Source organism: Streptomyces sp. NPDC006385 (genome assembly GCF_040612485.1).
Taxonomy (GTDB): domain Bacteria; phylum Actinomycetota; class Actinomycetes; order Streptomycetales; family Streptomycetaceae; genus Streptomyces.
The window spans coordinates 1-22,006 of sequence record NZ_JBEXQG010000085.1; the positions used below are offsets into that span (position 1 = coordinate 1).

General features: G+C 69.7%; 16 protein-coding genes and 1 pseudogene. 1 reads left to right on the forward strand and 16 read right to left on the reverse strand.

Annotated features, from left to right (window positions below; all coding sequences use genetic code 11):
* The 14 genes and pseudogenes from ABZ078_RS38350 to ABZ078_RS38415 all read right to left on the reverse strand — a co-directional run.
* Positions 1-712: pseudogene (locus tag ABZ078_RS38350) on the reverse strand (ribonuclease E/G); the annotation flags it as partial.
* 260 nt (positions 713-972) lie between these two features.
* Positions 973-1,764, reverse strand: a complete 792-nt coding sequence (locus tag ABZ078_RS38355; RefSeq protein ID WP_356583167.1) for a TIGR03936 family radical SAM-associated protein — start codon at positions 1,762-1,764, stop codon at positions 973-975.
* 48 nt (positions 1,765-1,812) lie between these two features.
* Positions 1,813-2,811, reverse strand: a complete 999-nt coding sequence (locus ABZ078_RS38360) for a hypothetical protein (RefSeq protein ID WP_356583168.1) — start codon at positions 2,809-2,811, stop codon at positions 1,813-1,815.
* Positions 2,812-2,925: 114 nt separating this feature from the next.
* Complete coding sequence (locus ABZ078_RS38365) at positions 2,926-4,878, reverse strand: TIGR03960 family B12-binding radical SAM protein (RefSeq protein ID WP_356583169.1); 1,953 nt, start codon at positions 4,876-4,878, stop codon at positions 2,926-2,928.
* Positions 4,879-5,030: 152 nt separating this feature from the next.
* The gene (locus ABZ078_RS38370; protein WP_356583170.1) at positions 5,031-6,539 is read right to left on the reverse strand and encodes a CYTH and CHAD domain-containing protein; all 1,509 of its coding nucleotides are present in this window, start codon (positions 6,537-6,539) and stop codon (positions 5,031-5,033) included.
* Positions 6,540-6,673: 134 nt separating this feature from the next.
* Positions 6,674-7,873, reverse strand: a complete 1,200-nt coding sequence (rodA, locus tag ABZ078_RS38375; protein ID WP_356583171.1) for a rod shape-determining protein RodA — start codon at positions 7,871-7,873, stop codon at positions 6,674-6,676.
* Positions 7,870-10,146, reverse strand: a complete 2,277-nt coding sequence (gene mrdA / locus ABZ078_RS38380; protein ID WP_356583172.1) for a penicillin-binding protein 2 — start codon at positions 10,144-10,146, stop codon at positions 7,870-7,872. The genes rodA and mrdA overlap by 4 nt, the downstream gene beginning before the upstream one ends.
* A 136-nt stretch (positions 10,147-10,282) precedes the next feature.
* Positions 10,283-10,963 carry a rod shape-determining protein MreD gene (mreD, locus tag ABZ078_RS38385; protein ID WP_356583173.1) on the reverse strand — a complete coding sequence of 227 codons (681 nt, stop codon included), beginning with the start codon at positions 10,961-10,963 and terminating at the stop codon, positions 10,283-10,285.
* Between the two features lie 13 nt (positions 10,964-10,976).
* Positions 10,977-12,026, reverse strand: a complete 1,050-nt coding sequence (gene mreC, locus ABZ078_RS38390) for a rod shape-determining protein MreC (RefSeq protein WP_356583174.1) — start codon at positions 12,024-12,026, stop codon at positions 10,977-10,979.
* Between the two features lie 187 nt (positions 12,027-12,213).
* Positions 12,214-13,233: a rod shape-determining protein gene (locus tag ABZ078_RS38395; RefSeq protein WP_062705440.1), complete on the reverse strand. Its 1,020-nt coding sequence runs from the start codon at positions 13,231-13,233 to the stop codon at positions 12,214-12,216.
* Positions 13,234-13,500: 267 nt separating this feature from the next.
* Complete coding sequence (ndk, locus tag ABZ078_RS38400) at positions 13,501-13,914, reverse strand: nucleoside-diphosphate kinase (RefSeq protein ID WP_356583175.1); 414 nt, start codon at positions 13,912-13,914, stop codon at positions 13,501-13,503.
* Between the two features lie 65 nt (positions 13,915-13,979).
* Positions 13,980-14,336 (reverse strand): DUF4233 domain-containing protein, encoded by a 357-nt coding sequence (locus tag ABZ078_RS38405; protein WP_356583176.1) that lies wholly within the window; start codon positions 14,334-14,336, stop codon positions 13,980-13,982.
* 9 nt (positions 14,337-14,345) lie between these two features.
* A complete protein-coding gene (locus ABZ078_RS38410; RefSeq protein ID WP_356583177.1) occupies positions 14,346-15,857 on the reverse strand; it encodes a folylpolyglutamate synthase/dihydrofolate synthase family protein in 1,512 nt (503 codons plus the stop codon).
* Between the two features lie 194 nt (positions 15,858-16,051).
* Positions 16,052-18,676, reverse strand: a complete 2,625-nt coding sequence (locus tag ABZ078_RS38415) for a valine--tRNA ligase (protein WP_356583178.1) — start codon at positions 18,674-18,676, stop codon at positions 16,052-16,054.
* 136 nt (positions 18,677-18,812) lie between these two features.
* Between ABZ078_RS38415 and ABZ078_RS38420 the strand changes: the two genes are divergently transcribed.
* Positions 18,813-19,778, forward strand: coding sequence for a hypothetical protein (locus tag ABZ078_RS38420; protein ID WP_356583179.1), 966 nt, complete (start codon positions 18,813-18,815; stop codon positions 19,776-19,778).
* A gap of 73 nt (positions 19,779-19,851) precedes the next feature.
* Here ABZ078_RS38420 and clpX read toward each other — a convergent pair whose 3' ends face one another.
* Positions 19,852-21,138: an ATP-dependent Clp protease ATP-binding subunit ClpX gene (gene clpX / locus ABZ078_RS38425; protein ID WP_356583180.1), complete on the reverse strand. Its 1,287-nt coding sequence runs from the start codon at positions 21,136-21,138 to the stop codon at positions 19,852-19,854.
* A gap of 180 nt (positions 21,139-21,318) precedes the next feature.
* Positions 21,319-21,999 (reverse strand): ATP-dependent Clp protease proteolytic subunit, encoded by a 681-nt coding sequence (locus tag ABZ078_RS38430; protein WP_356583181.1) that lies wholly within the window; start codon positions 21,997-21,999, stop codon positions 21,319-21,321.
* Positions 22,000-22,006: the final 7 nt, after the last annotated feature.

Sequence of the window (22,006 nt, forward strand, 5' to 3'; positions counted from 1 at the left end):
TACGACGCGGCGCCGCCTCCTCGGGAATCTCGGCGGCCTCGTCGGACGCGGCGGCCTCGGCAGGCGCGGCGGTTTCAGCAGGCGCGGGCACCTCGGCAGCGGCGGCAGCGGCGGCGCCGGAGACCACGGTCTCAGCGGCCTCCGTCGGCGCCGGAGCACCGGCGGGCGCCGAGGCACGACGCACCGCACGACGACGCGTACGACGCGGCGCCGCCTCTTCGGCGGTCTCGGCGGACGCGACCGCAGGCGCCTCAGCGGCGACCGGAGTCTCCTCCGCGGCGGCCGGAACGGAGGTGCTGGCCGGCACCACGGTCTCGGCGGCCTCGGCAGCCGCGGGCGACCCGGTGGGCGCGGACGCGCGACGCACCACGCGCCGACGCGAACGACCGGCAGGCGCGGGCTCCTCGGCGACGGCGGCGGGCGCCTCGGCAGCCTCGCCGTTCTCGTCGGCCGCGGTGGCCTCCGCAGCCACCTCTGCCTCGGTGGCCTCGACACTCTCGTCGGGCTTCTCGGCCTCATCGCTCACGGCGGCGACATCGGCGACGTCGGCGGCCGGTATGGCCGGCTCGACCACCTCCGCGGGCTGCGCCTCCGTGGGCGCCGCCGGCGGTCCCGCCGGGCGGGACGCCGCGCGCCGCCGCCTGCGCGGCGGCAGGGTGTCGCTGGGAGTGTTCAGTTCGGAACCCTCGGTGGGTTCGGTCGGTTCGAGCATGCGGGCGTTTCTCCCGTCAGGCTCCCGGGCGCCGCACCTGGTCCGGCGATGTGCCGGTGACGTCCGCGGCTCGCGCGTTGCGCGACTGCCGCCGTCCGGGGCGCGGGCGCCGCACGGGAGCTCTCTGTGTCCTGTCTCGCCGGTTCCGTACGCCCAATGCGTACGGCCTGGCGAAAGTCTTCTGGTCGGTGCGCTGCCCGACCCAGGTGGCTCCCGAGTACGAGGGCGGCGCTTCGACGTCCGTCCCTACGGAACCTTCCTTACGCCGGCGCCGTCGCGGCGGCAGCGGTCTCGGCCTCGGTTGGGGCCGTCGCTGCCTCGCGGTCGGGCGCGAGCGGGTCGGTCACCGTGCCGGTCTCTTCATCGAACAGCCCCTGCGCCAGCCTGGTCACCGCTGCGGGGACCGGCGGCGCCAGGTCGGCCACGGCGCGGAGACCGGACAGGACGTCGTCGGGTCGTACGGCAGGCGTCACGTGCCGAACAACCAGCCGCAGTATCGCACAGGGCTGGTCGGTCGGCCTATCAGCCTGCGAACTGTGCGTTTCCGTTCCGTCGGTGCCGTCCACGCTTTCCAGGTGGACGACCGCCGGGCGGGCGTCGAAAGTGCGCACGCCGTTCTTGGTCATGCGCTGGACCTCGACGGCGTCGGCGGCCTCGAACGCGGCGACCGCGCGCTGGGCGTCGGCCGGGTCCACGCCGTCGAGCCGCAGCTCCCAGACGGACGCCGTGAGCCGGTCCGCGAGCCCGGAGGTGCGGGCCTCGACCGCCTCGATGACGTCGAGCCCGGCGGGCAGCGACTCGTCGAGAAGCACTCTCAACTGCTCGGGATCACGCGCCTCGGTGAGGGCGATCTCCAGGTACTCCGCCTCACTGCCCGTGCCGGTGGGTGCGGCATTGGCGTACGACACCTTCGGATGCGGCGTGAACCCCGCCGAGTACGCCATCGGCACCTCGGCACGGCGCAACGCACGCTCGAAGGCGCGCTGGAAGTCACGGTGGCTGGTGAACCGGAGGCGGCCGCGCTTGGTGTAGCGCAGTCGGATGCGCTGCACCGCGGGTGCGGGCGGCGGGCCTTCGGGCTGTCGCTTGCCCAGTGTCGTTCAGTCCTTCGTGAGAGCGGTCGTACTGCTACCAAGAGTACGTGTCTCGCGGCCCGGAGGTTCCCGCCGGGCCACCGCCTCCCGCTGTCGCGGCTCCCCGAACAGCATCCGCCGGAAGTCGGCACGCGCCTGCCGTACGGAATCGCGGGCGGCGGTGAGGGCCTGCCGGGTGACCCGCCCCACACTGCGGGCGGCCTCGGCGACGGGCCGCAGCACCAGGTCGCGGACGACGTGCCCGACCGGCGTGAGCACCGTCCGGTACACCCAGCGCACCGGCTCGACGAAAATCCACCGGAAGAGGCTCGCGAGGAACCGGCCGACGGCGAGCGAGATCCGCCCGGCGACCCGCCACGCGTGCCCGAGCGCGTCCCAGACCTCCCTGCCGACGACGGCGAGCACCCGCCCCACGGGGGCGAGGACCCACCGGTACAGCCACACGGCGGGAACGACGACGAGATACCGCACCAGCCACGCGACCACGCCGAACAACCCGAGCCCGATCGCGGCGAGCACCGCGCCGAGCCCCTTCAGGACCCACATCACCGCGTGCCCGACCGGCGTGAGCACGCGCGCGTACAGCCACTCCAGCCCGGCCCGGATCCCACGCCCGAGCCACGCGCACGCGTACCCGACGCCCCGGGCCACCCAGGCGCACGCGTGCCCGACGGGAGTCAGCACGTACCGATACAGCCACACGGCGGGCACGACGAGCAGCACGTTCCCCAGCCAGGCGATCCCCTTCGCGAGGGGCACGACGACATACCGCCACACCCCCACGAACGGCCACACGAACACCGCCCGCCCGAGCCACAGCAGTGCCCGCCCCACCGGCCGCAACACGGTGTCGTTCAGGAACCGCCCGGCCACGACGAGCGCGTCCCACAGCATCCGCACCGGCACGACCAGCACGAGCACGACGATCCGTACAGGTATGCGAATCGCGACCACCAGACACCCTGCGGGCTCCTGGCGCTGCGGTGACGGCTTTTCGAGATCCATACCCTCGTAGACGCGCGAACGGCCTGGTCGGATGCAGTTCGCGAGCGGCAGCCGGACACACACACGACGAGACCCCCGGCCCACCCGGCCGGGGGTCTCGTCACATCAGCCGCGTCAACGCCCGCTGTTGACCACACTCAACGGCAGCAGCTTCTTGCCGGTCGGCCCGATCTGGATGTGCGTGTCCATCTGCGGGCACACCCCGCAGTCGAAGCACGGCGTCCACCGGCAGTCCTCGACCTCGGTCTCGTCGAGGGCGTCCTGCCAGTCCTCCCAGAGCCAGTCCTTGTCGAGTCCGGAGTCGAGGTGGTCCCAGGGCAGGACCTCCTCGTAGGTGCGCTCGCGGGTGGTGTACCAGTCGACGTCGACGCCGAAGGGAGCCAGGGCCTTGTCGGCGCAGCTCATCCAGCGGTCGTACGAGAAGTGCTCGCGCCAGCCGTCGAAGCGGCCGCCGTCGTCGTAGACCGCGCGGATGACCGCGCCGATACGGCGGTCGCCCCGGGACAGCAGGCCCTCGACGATGCCCGGCTTGCCGTCGTGGTAGCGGAAGCCGATGGAGCGGCCGTACTTCTTGTCACCGCGGATCTTGTCGCGGAGCTTCTCCAGGCGGGCGTCCGTCTCCTCGGCGCTGAGCTGCGGGGCCCACTGGAAGGGGGTGTGGGGCTTGGGGACGAAGCCGCCGATGGAGACCGTGCAGCGGATGTCGTTCGAGCGGGAGACCTCGCGGCCCTTGGCGATGACCTTCGTCGCCATGTCGGCGATCTGGAGGACGTCGTCGTCGGTCTCGGTCGGCAGGCCGCACATGAAGTACAGCTTCACCTGGCGCCAGCCGTTGCCGTAGGCGGTGGCGACCGTGCGGATCAGGTCGTCCTCCGAGACCATCTTGTTGATGACCTTGCGGATGCGTTCCGAGCCGCCCTCGGGGGCGAAGGTCAGGCCCGAGCGGCGGCCGTTGCGGGTCAGCTCGTTCGCCAGGTCGATGTTGAAGGCGTCCACGCGGGTGGACGGCAGGGAGAGGCCGATCTTGTCTTCCTCGTAGCGGTCGGCCAGGCCCTTGGCGATGTCGCCGATCTCGCTGTGGTCCGCCGACGACAGGGACAGCAGGCCGACCTCCTCGAAGCCCGTCGCCTTCAGGCCCTTGTCGACCATGTCGCCGATGCCCGTGATCGAGCGTTCCCGGACCGGGCGCGTGATCATGCCGGCCTGGCAGAAACGGCAGCCTCGGGTGCAGCCGCGGAAGATCTCCACCGACATGCGCTCGTGGACCGTCTCGGCCAGGGGGACGAGGGGCTGCTTGGGGTAGGGCCACTCGTCGAGGTCCATGACCGTGTGCTTGGACACGCGCCACGGGACACCCGACTTGTTCGGTACGACACGGGCGATACGGCCGTCGGGAAGGTACTCCACGTCGTAGAACGCCGGGATGTACACCCCGCCCGTCTTCGCCAGGCGGAACAGGACCTCCTCGCGGCCGCCCGGCCGCCCCTCCGCCTTCCACTCGCGGATGATCCGCGTCATGTCGAGCACGGCCTGCTCGCCGTCGCCGATGACGGCGGCGTCGATGAAGTCGGCGATCGGCTCGGGGTTGAAGGCCGCGTGGCCGCCCGCCAGGACGATCGGGTCGTCGATCGTCCGGTCCTTGGACTCCAGCGGAATGCCCGCCAGGTCCAGGGCCGTGAGCATGTTCGTGTAGCCCAGCTCCGTGGAGAAGGACAGACCGAGCACGTCGAAGGCCTTCACCGGCCGGTGGCTGTCCACCGTGAACTGCGGGACGCCGTGCTCGCGCATCAGCGCCTCCAGGTCCGGCCACACGCTGTAGGTGCGCTCGGCGAGGACGCCCTCCTGCTCGTTCAGGACCTCGTAAAGGATCATGACGCCCTGGTTGGGCAGTCCGACCTCGTACGCGTCGGGGTACATGAGCGCCCAGCGGACGTCACAGGACTCCCACGGCTTGACCGTGGAGTTGAGCTCTCCGCCGACGTACTGGATCGGCTTCTGCACATGCGGGAGCAGAGCTTCGAGCTGCGGAAACACGGACTCAGCGGCCGCAGCGGCTTCGGCAGACATCTCGCGAACCTTCGTGAGCTGGACTGGAATGACAGGGGTGACCATCTAGCGTAACGCGCCCCGAACGGCCCCCAGCACGCCCGGACGCCCGCCCCCACAGGCCGGGACCACCGGCCGCGGCGCCTTCGGACGGCCGCCCGCGCCCCCTCGGCTCAGATGCCGACCGCGGCCCTCGTCTCCGCCCAGACGCCCGGCAGCGCCGCCTCGTCCGCCGCCGCGCGCTGCTCCTCCCTCGCGTACAGCAGCCCGTACGTGAACGAGCTCTCCCCCGCCGCATGCGCCTGCCGTGCGAGTTCCCGCAGCGCCTCCCGGGTCATCACGCTGTCCTGGTGGTCGCCGAGGAGGTTCTGCAACCTCTTCATCGACCTCACCAACACGGCGGCCGGGTCGCCCAACGCGGGGATCGCCGACTCCGCCGAGTACCGCGTCCGCTTGGCCTTCTTGCGCGCCTCGTGCAGCGCGAGGTCCCGGTCGCCCCCGGGTGGCAGTGCGAGCGCCTGCTCCAGCAGCCCGGACACCCGCGCGAAGTCCTTCCGTACGGCCTTCCCGATCACCGTCCCCGGCTCACCGCCGGCCGCCTTCAGCAGGGGCGGGTCGGCGACCAGGGCGTCGAGGGTCTCCAGCAGCCGCTCGTACCTCCTGCTGTCGAGTACGCCGATCAGCCGCCGGCGCGATCCCTCGCTCCTGGCGTGCGACCAGGTACGCAACCGGGTGCGGACGGGGCCGTACAGCAGGGTGCGTGGCAGCTCGTCGAGGGCGGCCGTCAGCCGTTCGGTCAGCACCTCCTGGTCCCGGTCGATGCCCAGCTCCCCGGCCAGCCACTTCAGCTCCTCGCCGATCGGTTCGGTCACGGTCCGGTCGAGGACCTTGGCGTAGGACATGAAGGCGCTGCGTATCCGGCGCGTGGCGACCCGCATCCGGTGCACGGAGTCGTGCACGTCGCGCCGCACGGCCGGGTCGAGCTCGACGATCTCGTCCCGCTGGGCGCGGATGTGGGCGACGACGTGATCGCCGGCGGTGACCGGCTCCTCGGGCGCCCGCGCCTTCTTGCCCCGTTTCTTCTTCGGCGTCGTCTCCGTCAGGGCCCGCTGCAGCTTGGAGGCCGACGAGGACGGCCGCACTCCCGCCTTCCGCAGCCGCTTCTCGACCCTGTCGAGGAACGCCGGGTCGCCACCGTCCGCCAGCTCCACCTCGATCTCGGTCCACTGGGCGGTACGGCTGCCCCCACTGAGGCGTTCGGCCCGTACGGCGTCCACGCTGACCTCGGCCAGCAGCCGGCCGTCGGCATCGACGAGGTCGCGCACGTCCCGGTCGGAGCGCAGCCGGACCACGGGCACCAGCTCGGCGCCCCGGACACGGGAGCGGACGAGGCCGGCGAGGCTGCGGGGCAGGGTGTCGGACAGCGGAGCCTGGATCTCGTCCCGTACGCCCGGGGCGACCGGGAACTTCAGATGCCAGCCCGCGTCGGAGCCGCCCGTCCTGCGGCGCAGGGTGACCGACGACGCGGCGAGGCGCTCGTCCGCGGTGTCGTAGTAGATGGCGTCCAGCCGCGCGACACCCTTGTCGATGACGGCCGCGACCCCGGCGACGCCGGTCAGATCGGGCAGCCCGCTGTCGTCGGACTCGTACTTCCGCTCGATCTCGCGCTTGGTGTCCGCCATGACCTGAATCTAGTGGGAGTCACGACGGGACAACAGGGCCCACCAGCCCCAGGCCCCCGCAACCGGGACGCCCACGGCACAGGAAACGCCGGCCCGGTCGCGGCGGCGGCACCGCACCGGGCCGGGCGCGGCGGCTACGCCGACATCGGCCGCTGCACCCGGATCGATTGCAGCAACCCCACCGCCACCCAGACGGCGAACATCGATGATCCGCCGTACGACACGAACGGCAGCGGCAGACCGGTCACCGGCATGATCCCCAGCGTCATTCCGATGTTCTCGAACGACTGGAAGGCGAACCACGCCACGATCCCCGCCGCGACGATCGTCCCGTACAGCTCGGTCGTCTCGCGCGCGATCCGGCAGGCCCGCCACAGGATCACGCCGAGGAGCAGGATGATCAGCCCGCCGCCGATGAAGCCCAGCTCCTCCCCCGCCACGGTGAAGACGAAGTCGGTCTGCTGCTCGGGGACGAACTGGCCGGTCGTCTGCGAGCCGTGGAACAGCCCGGCGCCGACCAGCCCGCCCGAACCGATCGCGATACGCGCCTGGTTGGTGTTGTAGCCGACGCCCGCCGGATCGAGTTCCGGGTTGGCGAAGGCCGCGAAACGGGCGATCTGGTAGTCGTCCAGGACGCCCAGCTGCCAGATCGCGATCGCCCCTATGGTGCCCATGCCGATCAGGCCGAAGACCCAGCGGTTGGAGGCGCCGGACGCGAGCAGCACGCCCAGCACGATCACCACCATCACCATGACCGAGCCGAGGTCGGGCATGAGCATCACGATCAGCATCGGTACGGCGGCCAGACCCAGCGCCTGCACCACCGTGCGGTGGTCGGGGTACTGCTTGTCCCCCGCGTCCACTCTCGTCGCCAGCAGCATCGCCATGCCCAGGATGATCGTGACCTTCACGAACTCCGAGGGCTGGAGGGAGAAACCGCCGGGGAGCTTGATCCAGGAGTGGGCGCCGTTGATGGTGGAGCCGAGCGGGGTGAGCACCAGCAGGATCAGGAAGACCGAGACGCCGTACAGGATCGGCACGGCGGTGCGCAGGTTGCGGTGGCCGAGCCAGACCGTGCCGACCATCAGGGCCAGGCCGATGCCGGTGTTCAGCAGATGCCGGACCAGGAAGTAGTACTGGTCGCCCTGGTTGAGCTCGGTGCGGTTGCGGGTCGCCGAGTACACGAGGAGCGTGCCGAGCAGCGACAGGGCCACCGCCGACAGCAGTATCGGCCAGTCGAGCCGGCGGGCGAGCGAGTCGCGGGCGAACAGCCGGGTCCAGCCCGCCCGTTCGGGCCCGTACCCGGAGACCTGGAAGCTGTTGGCGCCGGTCATGTGAGCATCCTCCGGCTTCCCCGCCCACGGCTTCCGCGCCGTCGGCTTCCGCGTCGCCGCCGCCGGGTGTCCCGGTTCTCGGGCGACGGCGTCGACACCGTCCCGGCGAGCTGCTGCCCGTCCGGCGCGGTCTTGCCCCTCTGGCTTGCCTCCTGCTCCTTCGCGGGGTCCTTGCCCACCTTCGGCGAGGCGATGGTCCCGTCCGTCCGGACCTTCGGCAGACTCTTCTGCGGCGTCGGCAGCAGTGCCTTCTTCTTGTCGATCGCGCCGTCGTCGGAGACGCCGTACAGCGCGTCGTAGATGTTGCGGACGGCCGGGCCCGAGGCGCCGGAGCCCGTACCACCCTGGGAGATCGTCATGACGACCGCGTAGTCCTTGGTGTACGTCGCGAACCACGAGGTCGTCTGCTTGCCGTAGACCTCCGCGGTACCGGTCTTGGCGTGCATCGGGATCTTGTCCTGGGGCCAGCCGACGTCCGCGAACCGCCAGGCGGCGGTACCGCGGGTGGCGACGCCCTCGAGGGCGTCGTCCATCTCGGCCAGCGTCTTCCTGCTTATGGGCAGCTTGCCGTGGGACTTGGGCTCGATCTCCTGGACGGTCCTGCCGTCGGCGCTGATGACGGCCTTGCCTACGGTCGGGTCGTAGAGGGTGCCGCCGTTGGAGATGGCCGCGTAGATGGTGGCCATCTGGATGGGGGTGACCAGGGTGTCGCCCTGCCCGATGGAGTAGTTGACGGAGTCACCGGCGCGCATCCGGTTGCCTTCGAGGCAGTTCTCGTAGGCGATCTGCTCGGCGTACGAGCCGCCCTTCTTGCCGTACTTGCACCAGGCGTCCTTGTTCGCCTTCCAGTACTCCTGCTTCCACTGGCGGTCGGGGACCCGTCCGGTGACCTCGTTGGGCAGGTCGATGCCGGTCTCCGCGCCGAGGCCGAACTGGTGCGCCGTCTTGTAGAACCAGTCGTTGGCGTTCTTCTTCGGCTTGGTGCCGCCGTCGCGCTTCCACTCCTCGTGCGCGAGCCGGTAGAAGACCGTGTCGCAGGAGACCTCCAGGGCGCGGCCGAGGCTGATCGGGCCGTACCCCTTTGACTCGAAGTTCTTGAAGACCTGGCCGCCGATCGAGTAGGAGCTCGAGCACTGGTAGGGGCCGTCGAAGGAGTAGCCGGCGTTGACCGCGGCGGCCGTCGGGATCACCTTGAAGATCGAGCCCGGGGCGGACTGGCCCTGGATCGCGCGGTTGAGCAGCGGGTAGTTGGAGGACTTGCCGGTGAGCTTCTTGTAGTCCTTGGCGGAGATCCCGCCCACCCACGCGTTGGGGTCGTAGGTCGGGTTGGACGCCATGGCGACGATGCGGCCGGTCTTGGCCTCCATCACCACGACCGCACCCGAGTCGGCCTTGTAGCGCTCGTTGGTGTTGCGGTCCCACTCCTCGCGGGCCTTCTTCATCGCCTTGCTCAGCTCGTACTCGGCGACCCGCTGCACCCGGGCGTCGATGCTGGTGACGAGGTTGGAGCCGGCCTGCGCCGGATCCGCCTTGGCCTGACCGATCACCCGGCCCAGGTTGTCGACCTCGTACCGGGTCACGCCCGCCTTGCCGCGCAGTTCCTTGTCGTACTGGCGCTCCAGGCCCGAGCGCCCCACCTGGTCGGAGCGAAGGTAGGGCGAGTTGCTGTCCTGTGCCTGCTGGATCTCCTCGTCGGTGACCGGCGAGAGATAGCCCAGCACCTGGGCGGTGTTGGCCTCACCCGGGCTCGGATAGCGGCGCACGGCCTGCGGCTCGGCCGTGATCCCGGGGAAGTCCTCCGCACGCTCACGGATCTGCAGCGCCTGCTTGGGCGTGGCCTCGTCCGTGATCGGGATCGGCTGGTACGGCGAGCCGTTCCAGCACGGCTGCGGTGTCTCGGCGTCACACAGCCGGACCTTGTCCATGACCTCCCTGGGCGTCATGCCCAGCACACCGGCCAGCTTGGTCAGAACGGCCTTTCCGTCGTCCTTCATCTTCAGCAGATCCGTACGGGAGGCCGAGACCACCAGCCGTGTCTCGTTGTCGGCGAGCGCCACCCCCCGCGCGTCCAGGATCGAACCGCGCACGGCCGGCTGGACGACCTGCTGAACGTGGTTGCCCGACGCCTCCTTGGCGTAGGCCTCGCCTTCCCGGATCTGCAGGTACCACAGACGCCCGCCGAGCGTGCCGAGGAGGGAGAGGACGAGGATCTGGATGACGACGAGCCGGATCTGGACACGTGGCGTGCGGCCGGTCTCGGGGATGTTGGTCACGTCTGTCGCTCCCCCTCTCAGCGCGTGGACGAATGGGCGTGGACGGATGACGGCTGGATGCGTACGAGTGAGGAACGACCGGCCCGCGAGGCGCAGTTCCGCTGATCGTCACCCGTTCCGGTGAACTCTCGTGCGGTCACAGCCGCTTGACCCCCTTGATGCGCCCGGCGCGCGCCGTCCGCGCCCGTCCGGCCTTCACCCTCAGGCTGGCCAGCCCGCCACGCTGGCCGCCGATGCGCAGACCCGTGCCGCCGGAGAGCCAGCCGGAGGAGATGTTGGGTTTCTTCGCCTGGGAGTTGGTCTCGGCGAGCGGGTCGTTCTCCGCGCGCCGGGCCAGCGCCATGATCCCGGGGACGACGAACGGCGCGAGCAGCAGGTCGTACAGCGCGGCCGTGAACAGCAGGCTGCCCAGGCCGACATGCCGGGCGGCGGTGTCGCCGACGAGGGCGCCGACACCGGCGTACAGCAAGGTCGAGCCGATCGCGGCGACGACCACGACGACCATCGGCCCGGTGGCCGACTTCAGCCGGCCGTTCTCCGGCTTGACGAGCCCGGCGAGATAGCCGATGACGCACAGCACCAGCGCGTAGCGGCCGGCGGCATGGTCGGCGGGCGGGGCGAGGTCGGCGAGCAGACCGGCGCCGAAGCCGACGAGGGCGCCGCCGACGTGGCCGTAGACCAGGGCCAGGCCCAGCACGGTCAGGAGCAGCAGGTCGGGCACGGCGCCCGGGAGGTGGAGGCGGGCGAGGACACTCACCTGGAGCACCAGGGCGACGACGACCAGCGAGGAGGAGAGCAGGATTCGGTTGACGCGCATCAGGCTTCAGCTCCTACTGCTCTTGCTCGTACTGGTTCTGGCCGTCGACCGGAGGCTGGTACTGACCGTCGGTCTGGGGCTGGTACTGACCATCGGTCTGGGGCTGGTACTGACCGTCGGCCTGGGGCTGGTTCTGGCCGTCGGCCGGGGCCTCGCCGGAAGGCGTGACGGTGACCGTGACGGTCGGCCGGGGGGTCGGCTTCGGTTTGTCCGGGAGCACGGTGTCGCGCGGGTCCTTCGCGGGGGCCTGGACGACGACGCCGACGATGTCGAGCTTGCTGAAGCCGACGTACGGGGTGACGTAGAGCGTGCGGGTCAGGTTGCCGCCGGACGGGTCGACACGGGAGACGACGCCGACGGGGACGCCGGGCACGAACGGCTTGTCGGCCTGCGAGCCGAAGGTGACCAGGCGGTCGCCCTTCTTCACCTCGGCCTTGCCGTTGAGGAGTTCGACGCGCAGCGGGCGGTCGCCCTGGCCGGAGGCGAAGCCGAGTTCGTCGGTGGACTCCATGCGCGTGCCGACGGTGAAGTCGGGGTCGTTGGCGAGAAGCACGGTCGCGGTGTTCGGGCCGACGGTCGTCACGCGGCCGACCAGGCCGTCCCCGTTCAGGACGGTCATGTCGCGCTGGATGCCGTCGTTCGCGCCGGCGTCGATGGTGATGGTCCAGGAGAAGCCCTGGGCCGCTCCTATCGCGATGACCTGGGCGCCCTTGATGCCGTACTGGCCCTCGCCGGCGATCTTCAGCATCTTGTCGAGTTGCTTCAGCCGGCTGCGGTTGCGGTCGTCGCTGCCGAGCGTCGCCTTGAGAGCGGCGTTCTCCTGCTCCAGCCGGGCGAGCCGGTCGTGGCGCTCACCGGAGTCGCGGATCGCGGCGACCGCGTTACCGACCGGGTCGACCGCCGAGGACACTCCGCTCTCGATCGGGCCGAAGACCGCCGCCGCGGCGGAGCGGGCGCCGTCGACGGGCGAGTCCTCACCGCCGCGGATGTCCACCGTGATCAGCGCGAACGCGATGGCGATCAGCAGCACCAGGAGCAGCCGGCTCTCTCGTGTGTCCCTCACGTGCGGCGGCCGTGCCCTTCCTCATAGGAATTCGGGAAACCCCCGGGGAAAACCGGAGGGGTCTGTATGGGGATGTGTACGCCTGGTCGTATGCGGTTTCGAGGCGCTTCGGGGAGCTTATGCCTCTATATCAACGATCCGCCGTACGAGAGGGGATCATCCCGTACGGCGGAATCGAAGAGTTACGTCATCTGCGCGGCTGGGCGTCCAGCACCTGCTGCAACGCCTCGAACTCCTCGACGCACTTGCCGGAGCCGAGCGCCACGCTGTCCAGCGGATCCTCGGCGATGTGGATCGGCATGCCGGTCTCGCGCCGCAGCCGCTCGTCGAGGCCGCGCAGCAGGGCTCCGCCGCCGGTCAGAACGATTCCTCGGTCCATGATGTCGCCGGACAGCTCCGGCGGGCACTTGTCGAGGGTCGTCTTCACCGCGTCGACGATCGCGTTGACCGGCTCCTCGATGGCCTTGCGCACTTCGGCCGCGGAGATGACGACGGTCTTCGGCAGCCCGGAGACGAGGTCCCGGCCGCGGATTTCAGTGTGCTCGTCGGAATCGAGGTCGTACGCCGAACCGACCGTGATCTTGATCTGTTCGGCCGTCCGCTCACCCAGCAGAAGGGAGTACTCCTTCTTGATGTGCTGGATGATCGCGTTGTCCAGTTCGTCGCCCGCTACGCGGATGGACTGCGCGGTGACGATGCCGCCGAGGGAGATGACCGCGACCTCCGTGGTGCCGCCGCCGATGTCGACCACCATGTTGCCCGTGGCCTCGTGGACCGGCAGGCCGGAACCGATGGCCGCGGCCATGGGCTCCTCGATGATGTGCACCTGACGGGCGCCGGCCTGGGACGACGCCTCGATGACGGCGCGGCGCTCGACGCCGGTGATGCCGGAGGGCACACAGACGACGACCCGCGGACGAGCCAGATACCGCCGCTTGTGGATCTTCAGGATGAAGTAGCGGAGCATCCGCTCGGTGATCTCGAAGTCGGCGATCACGCCGTCCTTCAGCGGACGTACGGCCACGATGTTGCCGGGCGTGCGCCCGATCATCTTCTTCGCTTCGGCACCGACCGCGAGGATGCCACCGGTGTTGGTGTTGATCGCGACGACGGACGGCTCGTTGAGTACGATCCCGCGACCCCTGACGTACACCAGCGTGTTGGCGGTCCCGAGGTCGACAGCCATGTCACGGCCGATGAACGACATTGAGTTCCCCATCAGGATTCGTCTGGCCTTCCTGGGAGCTTTTGACGGCTTTTCAGGTCGGCGAAGTGGGTGCTGTGACGTGAAGGCTTCCATCGTAGACGCGCTTTCACGAACACTGCGGGAGGGTCTTCGCCAATGTCAGCAGATGACGAGTCGCCCCGCTTGTGGAGACGGGCCATCGGGGGCACTCGTTCCCTCGATCGCCACGCATATGCCGCGGGGCGGCCGGGTTTCTATGGCCGCCCCGGGCAGGGCCCGTTGACAGACTCAGGCGCGGCCCGGAAAGAAGATCTTCACCTCGCGCTCGGCGGACTCCTCGGAGTCGGAGGCGTGGATGAGGTTCTCGCGCACGATCACGCCGTAGTCACCGCGGATGGAACCCGGGGCCGCGGCGATCGGGTCGGTCGGCCCGGCGAGCCGGCGCAGCCCCTCGATGACCCGCTCACCCTCGACGATCATGGCGACGACCGGGCCGGACGCCATGAACTCCACCAGCGGCTCGTAGAAGGGCTTGCCCTTGTGCTCGCCGTAGTGCTGCTCCAGCGTCTCCTGGTCCAGGGTGCGCAGCTCCAGCGCGGTGATCTGCCAGCCGGCCTTGCGCTCGATGCGGCTGATGATCTCGCCGGTCAGGCCGCGACGGACGGCGTCGGGCTTGAGGAGGACGAGGGTGCGCTGGGTCACGGGAGGGCTCCTTCTTACTGCCGGGGTGCGGTGGGATGAGGTTACAGGGCGTGTCCGGGCCCTTGTTACGCAGCGTCAGGTGTGGAGGAGTCGCCCTGCGCGGCGAATCTCGCCTTCGCCTCGTCGACCTTCCTGCCGAAGTGCACCGAGGCCCACCACAGCGCCGCGAAGACCACACCCAGGAAGTACATGGTGGGGACGACGAAGCCGGAGGCGATGAGGGCGACCTGCAGGGCCCAGCCGAGCGCGACGCCGCCGGGGCGGGTCACCAGCCCGCACAGCAGCAGGCACAGGAACATCGCGATACCGCAGACCGTCCACACCTGCGCCATGGACAGGTCCGGATCCTTCATGGCGACCAGACCGGCGAAGCCGACGACGAAGAACTCGCCGATCAGGGTCGAGGAACAGAGCGTACGCATCTTTCTGACTCAGCCCTTCCCCAGCAGCAGCCGGGCTTCGCCGACCGTGATGACGGACCCGGTGACGAGCACGCCGCCACCGGCGAACTCGCCCTCCTCCTCGGCCAGCGTGATCGCGGCCTCCAGGGCGTCGGGCAGTCGCGGCTCGACCTGCACCCGCTCCTCGCCGAACACCTCGACGGCGATGGCCGCGAGCTCGTCGGCGTCCATGGCGCGGTGCGAGGAGTTCTGCGTGACGACGACCTCGGCGAAGATCGGCTCGAAGGCCTCCAGCAGCCCTCGGACGTTCTTGTCGCCGCTCGCGCCCACGACTCCGATCAGCCGGCTGAAGTCGAAGGCCTCCCCGACCGCCTCGGCGGTGACCCGCGCGCCGGCCGGGTTGTGGGCGGCGTCCAGGACGACGGTCGGCGACCGCCGCACGACCTCCATGCGGCCCGGCGAGGCGACGGCCGCGAATGCCTTGCGGACCGTGTCGATGTCCAGCGGCTCGGCCCGCGCGGCGCCGACGCCGAAGAACGCCTCCACGGCGGCGAGGGCCACGGCGGCGTTGTGCGCCTGGTGCGCACCGTGCAGCGGCAGATACACCTCGGTGTACTCACCGCCCAGCCCGCGCAGGGTGACCAACTGCCCGCCGACGGCGACCTGACGCGACACGACCCCGAACTCCAGGCCCTCACGGGCCACGGTGGCGTCGACCTCGACGGCCTTCTTCAGCAGCACCTGGGCCGCGTCCACCGGCTGCTGGGCCATGATCACGGTGGCGTCCTGCTTGACGATGCCGGCCTTCTCGACGGCGATCTCGCCGGGAGTCTCGCCGAGCCGGTCGGTGTGGTCGAGGTCTATGGGCGTCACGACGGCGACGTCACCGTCGATGACGTTGGTGGCGTCCCAGGACCCGCCCATGCCCACCTCCACGACGGCGACGTCGACGGGCGCGTCGGCGAAGGCGGCGTACGCCATGCCCGTGAGCACCTCGAAGAAGGACAGGCGGTACTCCTGAGAGGCGTCGACCATCTCGACGTACGGCTTGATGTCCTCGTACGTCTCGATGAACCGCTCGGCGGAGATCGGGGCGCCGTCGAGGCTGATCCGCTCGGTGATCGACTGGACGTGCGGAGAGGTGTAGCGGCCGGTGCGCAGCTCGAAGGCGCCGAGGAGGGCCTCGATCATGCGGGCGGTCGACGTCTTGCCGTTCGTACCCGTGATGTGGATCGAGGGGTACGCCCGCTGCGGTTCGCCCAGCACGTCCATGAGCGCGGCGATGCGGCTGACCGAGGGTTCCAGCTTGGTCTCGCCCCAGCGCGTCGCCAGCTCCGCCTCGACCTCGCGCAGGGCCTTGTCGACCTCGGGGTCCTCGGGGCGCGCGGGCACGTCGGCGATGGGCTGCCCGCCCTGGGTGCGCAGGGTGCGGCTGCCGGCCTCGATGACGGCGAGGTCGGGGTCGCGGTCGGTCTCGGCGGCGATGATCTCCTCGAAGGAGTCGAGGGGGTCGAGGGGGTCGGGCTCGTTCTGGTCGCTCACGGGGCCAGTCTACGGAGGGGGACTGACAGGGTGCCTATGGAGTGGGGCGGCATGTCTCGTCGGGCACGTGCGGGTGGGTTGTGGCTGGTCGCGCCCGCGCGGCGGAGCCGCACATCGATACAACCCCGCGCCCCTGAGGGCGATGAAGCCCCCGGCGCCTGTCAGCGCCGGGGGCTTCAGTCGCGTAAAACGACTCACGCTTGCGGCAAGCGCTCCAGCTGAGCCTGGATGCGGGCGATGTCCTCGTCCGCCTTCGCCAGTCGGCCGCGGATCTTCTCCACCACCTGGTCCGGCGCCTTCGCCAGGAACGCCTCGTTGCCGAGCTTGGCCGTGGCCTGGGCCTTCTCCTTCTCGGCCGCGGCCAGGTCCTTCGCGAGGCGCTTGCGCTCCGCCGCGACGTCGATCGCGCCCGAGAGGTCGAGCGCGACCTCCGCGCCCGCGACCGGCAGCGTCGCCGTGGCCGTGAAGTCCTCGCCCTCCGGCTGGAGGCGCAGCAGCTGGCGGATGGCCGGCTCGTGCGGGGCGAGCGCCGTGCCGTCCAGGGTCAGGCGGGCCGGGACGCGCTGGCCCGGCTGGAGGCCCTGGTCGGCGCGGAAGCGGCGGACCTCGGTGATGACCTGCTGGAGCGTGGCGATCTCCTGCTCGGCCGCCGCGTCCCGGAAGCCGCTGTCCTTGGGCCACTCGGCGATGACCACCGACTCGCCGCCCGTGAGCGTGGTCCAGAGGGTCTCCGTCACGAAGGGGACCACCGGGTGCAGCAGCTTCAGCGTGACGTCCAGGACCTCGCCGAGGACACGCTTGGAGACCTCCGCGGCCTCGCCGCCCGCGGCGAACGTCGTCTTCGACAGCTCGACGTACCAGTCGAAGACCTCGTCCCACGCGAAGTGGTAGAGCGCGTCCGACAGCTTGGCGAACTGGTAGTCCTCGTAGAACGCGTCGACGTCGGCGACCGTCTTGTTGAGGCGGGAGAGGATCCAGCGGTCCGTCGCCGACATGGCGGCCGGGTCGGGGAGCGGGCCCTCGATGGTGGCGCCGTTCATCAGCGCGAAGCGCGTGGCGTTCCAGATCTTGTTGGCGAAGTTCCGCGACGCCTGGACCCAGTCCTCGCCGATCGGCACGTCCGTACCGGGGTTGGCGCCGCGCGCCAGGGTGAAGCGGACGGCGTCGGAGCCGTACTTGTCCATCCAGTCGAGCGGGTCGACGACGTTGCCGAAGGACTTCGACATCTTCTTGCCGCGCTCGTCGCGGACCAGACCGGTCAGCGCGATGGTCTTGAACGGAACCTCGCCGTCCATCGCGTACAGGCCGAACATCATCATCCGGGCGACCCAGAAGAAGATGATGTCGTGGCCGGTCAGGAGGACGTCGGTCGAGTAGAACTTCCGCAGGTCCTCGGTCTGTTCGGGCCAGCCCAGCGTGGAGAACGGCCACAGGCCGGACGAGAACCAGGTGTCGAGGACGTCCGTGTCCTGCGTCCAGCCCTCGCCCGCCGGCGGCTCCTCGTCGGGGCCGACGCAGACGATCTCGCCGCTGGGGCCGTACCAGATCGGGATGCGGTGGCCCCACCACAACTGGCGCGAGATGCACCAGTCGTTCATGTTGTCGACCCAGTCGAAGTACCGCTTCGACATGTCCTCCGGGTGGATCTTCACCCGGCCGTCGCGGACCGCGTCACCGGCGGCCTTCGCCAACGGGCCGACCTTGACCCACCACTGCATGGACAGACGCGGCTCGATGGTGGTCTTGCAGCGCGAGCAGTGGCCGACGGAGTGGACGTACGGCCGCTTCTCGGCGACGATCCGGCCCTGCGAGCGCAGTGCCGCGACGATGGAGCTGCGGGCCTCGAAGCGGTCCAGGCCCTGGAACGGGCCGTGCGCGGTGATGACCGCCCGCTCGTCCATGACCGTGATCGACTCCAGGCCGTGCCGCTGGCCGATCGCGAAGTCGTTCGGGTCGTGGGCCGGAGTGACCTTGACGGCGCCGGTGCCGAACTCGGGGTCGACATGGCTGTCCGCGACGACCGGGATGTGGCGGTCGGTCAGCGGCAGCTTGATGCGCTTGCCGATCAGGTGCCGGTAGCGCTCGTCGTCGGGGTGAACGGCGACGGCGGTGTCACCGAGCATGGTCTCCGCGCGGGTGGTGGCGACGACCAGCGTCTCCTCCCCCTCGCCGTACTTGATGGAGACGAGCTCGCCGTCGTCCTCCTGGTACTCGACCTCGATGTCCGAGATGGCCGTCAGACAGCGCGGGCACCAGTTGATGATGCGCTCGGCGCGGTAGATCAGCTCGTCCTCGTACAGCCGCTTGAAGATGGTGAGGACGGCCTTGGACAGCCCCTCGTCCATGGTGAACCGCTCGCGGCTCCAGTCGACGCCGTCGCCGAGGCGCCGCATCTGGCCGAGGATCCTCCCGCCGTACTCCTCCTTCCACTGCCACACGCGCTCGACGAACGCCTCACGGCCGAGGTCGTGGCGGGACTTGCCCTCCTCGGCGAGCTGCTGCTCGACCTTGTTCTGGGTGGCGATACCGGCGTGGTCCATGCCCGGCAGCCACAGCGACTCGTAGCCCTGCATGCGCTTGCGGCGCGTGAGGGCGTCCATGAGCGTGTGCTGGAAGGCGTGCCCGAGGTGCAGGCTGCCCGTGACGTTCGGCGGTGGGATGACGATGGTGTACGACGGCTTGTCGCTTTTCGCGTCCGCCTCGAAGTAACCCCGCTCCACCCAGCGCTCGTACAGCGGCCCCTCTACGTCGGCCGGCGCGTACTGGGTCGGCAGTTCGGTGTCGGGCGCTGGTGGCTGCTGCTGAGCGTTCTCGGTCACGGGCTCAGTTTAGGGGTGTCTCGGGGGTGTCCCGAAACGCGTTTGTTCTGTAACGGTGCACCCCCCGATGCCGTGCGTCCGTTGGCTTTGCGCCAGGATGTCGTGAACGCATAAGCATCTGGAGGGGAACCCAGAAATGAGCTACAACCAGCCGGGCCCGTACGGCGGGCAGCCCCAGCAGCCCGGTCCGTACGGCCAGCCGGGTCCGTACGGCCAGCAGCCGCAGGCGCCCCAGCCCGGCTACGGCTACCCCCAGCAGGCTCCGCCGCCCCAGCCCCAGCCCCAGCCCGGCTACGGCTACCCGCAGCAGGCCCCGGGCGTCCCGCCCCAGCAGCCGAACCCGTACGGCCAGCAGCCGCCCTACGGCCAGGCCCCGTACGGGATGCCCCCGCAGCCGCCGGCGCCGGCCGGCGGCAACAAGAAGACCGGTCTGATCATCGGCGCGGTGGCGGTCGTGGCCGCGATCGGCGTCGGGGCGTACTTCCTGCTCGGCGGGGGTGGCGGCGCGGGCGGCGTCGCGGACGACGGGGCCCACAAGCTGACGGCGCCGTCGACCGTGCTGAGCGGCGAGTACAAGAAGTCGGAGAGGTCCGGCTCCGCGGACTCGATGAACGACGACGACATCACGGACTTCGAGAAGTGGGGGGTGAAGGACGCCAAGGATGTCAGCGCGAGTTATCAGAAGGGCACGGGTATCAGCGCGAAGAGCCTCTCCTTCAACGGCGTCTACGGCACCATCGACGATCCTGAGGCCGTCGTCGATGCGATGTTCGCCAAGATGAAGGCCGAGTCCGAGAAGGACCAGAGCGGCGACACCAAGGGCAAGCTGGTCGGCAGCCCGGAGGAGGTCTCCCCCGCGGGCTTCGAGAACGGCATCATGAAATGCCAGGTGGCCGAGATCGACAACGGCGGCTCGTCAAGCGCGAGCGCCGGGGTCCCGCAGACCATGAAGATGCCCACGTGCATCTGGGGTGACCACAGCACCGTCGCCCTCGTCATGTCGTTCGACGTCGCCGCACTCGCCAGCGGTGACGGCGGTTCGGTCGACGACACCGCAGCCATGGCCGCCAAGCTCCGCAACGACGTGCGGGTCAAGGCCTGACGCTGTACGCCTCCAGGGCGAAGAAGGGGCCCCGGTCCGCTGACCGGGGCCCCTTCGTACGTGTGTCGCGCGGCTACGCCGTCTTCTGCTCGCCCGGCCCGCGCCCCCGCGCGTCCCGCGGGATCAGCGTCGGGTTCACGTTCGAGTGGACGACGTCCGCCGTGATGACGACCCGGGCAACGTCCTTGCGGGACGGCACCTCGTACATCACCGACATCAGGACCTCCTCCATGATGGCGCGCAGGCCGCGCGCGCCGGTCTGGCGGAGGATGGCCTGGTCGGCGATGGCCTCCAGGGCCTCGCGCTCGAAGTCGAGTTCCACGCCGTCGAGTTCGAAGAGGCGCTGGTACTGCTTCACCAGGGCGTTGCGCGGCTCCACCAGGATCTGCAGGAGGGCTTCCCGGTCCAGGTTGTGCACGCTCGTGATGACCGGCAGGCGACCGATGAACTCGGGGATCATGCCGAACTTGACCAGGTCTTCGGGCATGACGTCCTCGAACTGGTCCTTGGCCTCCAGCTCGCGCTTGGAGCGGATCGTCGCGCCGAAGCCGATGCCCTTGGCGCCGGCCCGGGACTCGATGATCTTCTCCAGGCCGGCGAACGCGCCGCCCACGATGAACAGGACGTTCGTCGTGTCGATCTGGATGAACTCCTGGTGGGGGTGCTTACGGCCGCCCTGCGGGGGCACCGAGGCCGTCGTGCCCTCCAGGATCTTCAGCAGGGCCTGCTGGACGCCCTCGCCGCTCACATCCCGGGTGATCGACGGATTTTCACTCTTCCGCGCCACCTTGTCGATCTCGTCGATGTAGATGATCCCGGTCTCGGCCTTCTTGACGTCGTAGTCGGCCGCCTGGATCAGCTTGAGCAGGATGTTCTCGACGTCCTCACCGACGTACCCCGCCTCCGTCAGCGCCGTCGCGTCGGCGATGGCGAACGGGACGTTCAGCATGCGGGCCAGAGTCTGCGCCAGCAGGGTCTTGCCGGAGCCCGTGGGGCCCAGCAGGAGGATGTTGGACTTCGCCAACTCGATGGCGTCGTCACGGCTTTGGCCGCCGCCGTTCTCGCCGGCCTGGACGCGCTTGTAGTGGTTGTAGACGGCGACGGAGAGCGCCTTCTTGGCTGCTTCCTGGCCGACCACGTAGCCCTCGAGGAACTCGTAGATCTCGCGCGGCTTGGGCAGTTCCTCCCAGCGGACCTCACTGGTCTCCGCGAGCTCTTCCTCGATGATCTCGTTGCAGAGATCGATGCACTCGTCGCAGATGTACACACCAGGGCCTGCGATGAGCTTCTTGACCTGCTTCTGGCTCTTGCCGCAGAACGAGCACTTGAGCAGATCGCCGCCGTCACCGATGCGTGCCACGGTGTGCTTCCCCTTCGCCTGGGAGACGACTGGACATTTCGAATCCAGCGGCTCCTGGTGCTGCCTTATGTCCGACGGTACCTTGCCTGGCCCCCCGTTCGGGCCCCCCTTGGCGCGGTTCACTTTGACGTGCACCGTCCCAAACCGTGCCAAGGGGCAGCAGACAATACCCGGTCCGCGTCAGCGAACCTCGGCGTTGTTCATCTTCCGGGTGGAGATGATCTGGTCGATCAGCCCGTACGACAGCGCGTCCTCGGCCGTGAGGATCTTGTCGCGCTCGATGTCCTCGCGGACCTTCTCGATCGGCGTGGTGGAGTGCTTGGCCAGCAGTTCCTCCAGCTGCGAACGCATCCGGAGGATCTCGTTGGCGGCGATCTCCAGGTCGGAGACCTGGCCGCGGCCGGTCTCGCTGAACGGCTGGTGGATCAGCACGCGGGCGTTCGGCAGCGCCATGCGCTTACCGGGCGTGCCGGCGGCCAGCAGGACGGCGGCGGCGGAGGCCGCCTGGCCCATGCAGACCGTCTGGATGTCCGGCTTCACGAACTGCATCGTGTCGTAGATGGCCGTGAGCGCGGTGAAGGAGCCGCCCGGGCTGTTGATGTAGACCGAGATGTCCCGGTCGGGGTCCATCGACTCCAGGCACAGCAGCTGCGCCATGACGTCGTTGGCGGAGGCGTCGTCGATCTGCACGCCGAGGAAGATCACGCGCTCCTCGAACAGCTTCGCGTACGGGTCGTACTCGCGGATGCCCTGCGAGGTGCGCTCGACGAAGCGCGGGATCACGTAACGGGACTCGGCGGCGGCGCCGGTGTACTCGGCGCGCGTGCGGTCGTACAGGCCGCTGCCGGGGAAGTCGTTCACTGTCTGT

Bases quoted from the DNA above. Each gene is read 5' to 3' on its own strand.
- ABZ078_RS38360 (WP_356583168.1), bottom strand. From the start codon at position 2,811: ATGGATCTCGAAAAGCCGTCACCGCAGCGCCAGGAGCCCGCAGGGTGT.
- ABZ078_RS38365 (WP_356583169.1), bottom strand. From the start codon at position 4,878: ATGTCTGCCGAAGCCGCTGCGGCCGCTGAGTCCGTGTTTCCGCAGCTC.
- ABZ078_RS38370 (WP_356583170.1), bottom strand. From the start codon at position 6,539: ATGGCGGACACCAAGCGCGAGATCGAGCGGAAGTACGAGTCCGACGAC.
- rodA (WP_356583171.1), bottom strand. From the start codon at position 7,873: ATGACCGGCGCCAACAGCTTCCAGGTCTCCGGGTACGGGCCCGAACGG.
- mreD (WP_356583173.1), bottom strand. From the start codon at position 10,963: ATGCGCGTCAACCGAATCCTGCTCTCCTCCTCGCTGGTCGTCGTCGCC.
- ABZ078_RS38395 (WP_062705440.1), bottom strand. From the start codon at position 13,233: ATGTCGTTCATCGGCCGTGACATGGCTGTCGACCTCGGGACCGCCAAC.
- ABZ078_RS38405 (WP_356583176.1), bottom strand. From the start codon at position 14,336: ATGCGTACGCTCTGTTCCTCGACCCTGATCGGCGAGTTCTTCGTCGTC.
- ABZ078_RS38420 (WP_356583179.1), top strand. From the start codon at position 18,813: ATGAGCTACAACCAGCCGGGCCCGTACGGCGGGCAGCCCCAGCAGCCC.